Annotated in this window: 3 protein-coding genes and 1 pseudogene; all 4 read right to left on the minus strand. The window is 55.2% G+C overall.

Going from position 1 to position 3,278, the window contains the following annotated elements; all coding sequences use genetic code 11:
* Nucleotides 1-457, minus strand: a pseudogene (locus ACIPY9_RS24490) (hypothetical protein); the annotation flags it as partial.
* Between the two features lie 640 nt (nucleotides 458-1,097).
* Complete coding sequence (locus ACIPY9_RS24495) at nucleotides 1,098-1,697, minus strand: putative adenosine monophosphate-protein transferase Fic (RefSeq protein WP_400707792.1); 600 nt, start codon at nucleotides 1,695-1,697, stop codon at nucleotides 1,098-1,100.
* Nucleotides 1,697-1,867, minus strand: a complete 171-nt coding sequence (locus ACIPY9_RS24500) for a YhfG family protein (RefSeq protein WP_400707795.1) — start codon at nucleotides 1,865-1,867, stop codon at nucleotides 1,697-1,699. The genes ACIPY9_RS24495 and ACIPY9_RS24500 overlap by 1 nt, the downstream gene beginning before the upstream one ends.
* A 128-nt stretch (nucleotides 1,868-1,995) precedes the next feature.
* Nucleotides 1,996-3,278 (minus strand): ribonucleoside-diphosphate reductase subunit alpha (locus ACIPY9_RS24505; protein WP_400707798.1); only part of this gene is annotated, 1,283 nt, incomplete at its 5' end.

A 3,278-nucleotide genomic window follows, 5' to 3' on the forward strand; every position in this document is an offset into this window, starting at 1 on the left:
CTGATCGACCTTGGCGGCACTGAGCATGAACGTGGCCTGTTGGCACAGACCGAGGATGGGGTTCTTGAGTTGCATGTGATTTCCGGTGAAGGATGACTTCTTGCGGCATCCAGTGGTTTGCGCAACCGTCCAGGTACTTCTGCCAGGCCCAGTCGTACTTGAACGGTACGAGCTGGTTGAGGTCGGCGCGGCAGTTGATCATGCGCTTTTCATCGACCGCGACACGGGCCGAGGCGCCTTCCAGTTCAGCCAGACCTTCGGCAATGTCCAGAGCATCCAGCGCTTTCTTGGCGCGGATCAGGGCTGCGGAGTCATTGGCGGTAATGGCGCGTGCTTCCAGAGCGGCAGCACCACCGGCGCTGTCCAGGCGGTCCATGGTGACTTCCTGGGCTTGTGCAGCCTGATTGGGTTTGGCGACTTCGCCATCTTCTTTATCGAATTCGTCCCAGCTCAGCATGGTGGTAAAGCTCCTGTGCGTGAGGATGCCTGAGGCAACCGCGATTGGATTTTTCAAGTGTGAATTGCCAACGTGCGATGGGCACGCTGACAGTAATTTTTCGAGGAGTACTCGGAGTTTTGTGTGATTGCCGATCTATAAAATTGTCGGTCGCTCAGCGCGCCTGCGGCATTGGCCTTCAGGCGAATAATACGGGTGTCTGGGGTTGCTTTCAGGTGAGCCAGCTTTGCATTGGCAAATGGTCATTTGAGTACCCTGGAGCAAGCGCGGGAGTATACAGATTTTTCCCCGGAGCTTGTTCATCCGTGATTGAAATTGCGGTGTGATTTTTCGCTTTTTTCACATTTTTACGTCCATTTTCATTGCGCCGAAAATGGACGATGTGTGAAGCGAAAACACCTTATGTAGTGTTTTTGCCGATTTAAAACGCAGCATATAGTGCCTTGGCTTTTCCGGCAACGATTCATTGGGGGACGATTTGGAGTGTTTGTTTAGAGCATGACTTGGGTCAAGAGTTGCACCTGCCGTAGATTGTGGCCTCTGTGGTCATGCGAAAATTTTATGCGTGGGAATGCTGCTCATTTTTCGGTCTGGCAATCGACGAATGGCAATGCCTGGCAAGCAATTTGAAAAACGAGAGTCAGTTGCTGATTGGCCGTCCGATGCATTTTTCAAACACCTTGGTCAGTGCTGCGTAATCGCACACGACCGCATCAATATTCGCCTGCGTCCATTCCTGTATATCAACCTCCCACCAGCTGATTTCATATCCCGCATTCACAATGATGTGCTCAAACAGGATTCGTTGGGCTCTGCCATTTCCGTCTCGAAAAGGATGCACAACATTCAGGTCACCGAATAGCTCTGCGATGGCAGGCACCAGTGCATCGCGATTCAGGTTCTGAAACCAGTCAGCTTTGGCTAAGGCAGAAAGTAGTTTTTGAGCTTCAGGTTCGATTCGACTAGCGGTACAAAAATGGGTGCCGCCTTTTGAGATATCTACGCTTCGTAGCTCACCGGCCCATTCATAGACATCTGAAAATAACCGGAAATGGATATTTTTTAGGTAGGGGAAATCGTAAGGCGGTGGGGCGAACTCAATAGAGCTTGCTGCAACCTCAGAAAGCGCTCGCTCTGCCTGAGTTAGAAGCCTGTCACTGGTGAAACCCAAGCTGTTACGTAGGACCGATGTGCCTGGGTAGCAATACGGATCTTGTCCAGTGCCATATTTATCGAGCATCAGGCCTGTTTGTTGCGGTAGGTTTTCAGCAATTCCTCACGAGACCGGAGGGGACGCTCAGCATCAAGTGGAGTGCTGTCGAAACCTTCCAGACGCAAGCTGGCTGAGTAATTGGATTTGCGCGTTTTGGCGCAGTAGGCTTTTTTGGCCTGAAGGGAAAGGGTTGGCATATTTGCCGCCTCGGGTGCTTCAAAGGCGTCAGTGTAGCTAAAAAGTGGAGGTTTTTGGAGATGGTGGCCTTTCGCGAATGAATTCGCTCCTACACAGGAGCGAATTCATCCGCAAAGACCGGGTTGCCTTACTGGCAAGCCTCGCAATCCGGCTCGTCGATCGCGCAAGCCTTAGGCACTGGAGCCGGGCCGGCCGGTGCAGCTTCGGTCGGACGTGGCGCGGTGATCGCGGAGTCGTCCGGGCCGTGGCCGCCGCTCGATACGGCGTTGAGCTTGCCGGTGTTGATGGTCGACTTTTCGGTGCTGGTCGCGGCCAGGGCACGGAGGTAGTAGGTGGTTTTCAGACCACGGTACCAGGCCATGCGGTAGGTCACGTCCAGTTTCTTGCCCGAAGCGCCTGCGATGTACAGGTTCAGGGACTGAGCCTGGTCGATCCACTTCTGACGACGGCTGGCCGCGTCGACGATCCACTTGGTTTCCACTTCGAACGCGGTGGCGTAAAGCTCTTTGAGCTCCTGCGGAATGCGTTCGATCTGTTGTACCGAACCGTCGTAGTACTTCAGGTCGTTGATCATGACCGAGTCCCACAGGTCGCGGGCCTTGAGGTCGCGAACCAGGTACGGGTTGATCACGGTGAATTCGCCCGACAGGTTCGATTTCACGTACAGGTTCTGGTAGGTCGGTTCGATCGACTGCGATACGCCGGTGATGTTGGCGATGGTCGCGGTCGGTGCGATGGCCATGATGTTCGAGTTACGGATGCCTTTCTGAACACGGGCACGTACAGGCGCCCAGTCCAGGGTTTCCTTCAGGTCGACATCGATGTACTTCTGGCCACGGGCTTCGATCAGGATCTGTTGCGAATCCAGCGGCAGGATGCCTTTGGACCACAGGGAACCCTGGAACGTCTCGTAGGCGCCGCGCTCGTCGGCCAGATCACAGGAAGCCTGGATGGCGTAGTAGCTGACTGCCTCCATGGAGGTGTCGGCGAACTCGATGGCCGCTTGCGAACCGTACGGGATGTGTTGCAGGTACAGCGCGTCCTGGAAGCCCATGATGCCCAGGCCGACCGGACGGTGACGGAAGTTGGAGTTCTTCGCCTGCGGAACCGAGTAGTAGTTGATGTCGATGACGTTATCGAGCATGCGTACGGCTACGTCGACGGTGCGCTTGAGCTTGTCGGTGTCCAGCTTGCCGTTGACGATGTGGTTCGGCAGGTTGATCGAGCCCAGGTTGCAGACCGCGATCTCGTCCTTGTTGGTGTTCAGGGTGATCTCGGTGCACAGGTTCGAGCTGTGGACCACGCCAACGTGCTGCTGCGGGCTGCGCTGGTTGCACGGGTCCTTGAAGGTCTGCCATGGGTGGCCGGTCTCGTACAGCATCGAGTGCATCTTGCGCCACTGGTCCTTGG

Source organism: Pseudomonas sp. NPDC089734 (genome assembly GCF_044748865.1).
In the GTDB taxonomy this organism is placed as follows: domain Bacteria; phylum Pseudomonadota; class Gammaproteobacteria; order Pseudomonadales; family Pseudomonadaceae; genus Aquipseudomonas.

Coding starts and splice junctions, on each gene's coding strand:
- ACIPY9_RS24495 (WP_400707792.1), bottom strand. CDS start 1,697: ATGCTCGATAAATATGGCACTGGACAAGATCCGTATTGCTACCCAGGC.
- ACIPY9_RS24500 (WP_400707795.1), bottom strand. CDS start 1,867: ATGCCAACCCTTTCCCTTCAGGCCAAAAAAGCCTACTGCGCCAAAACG.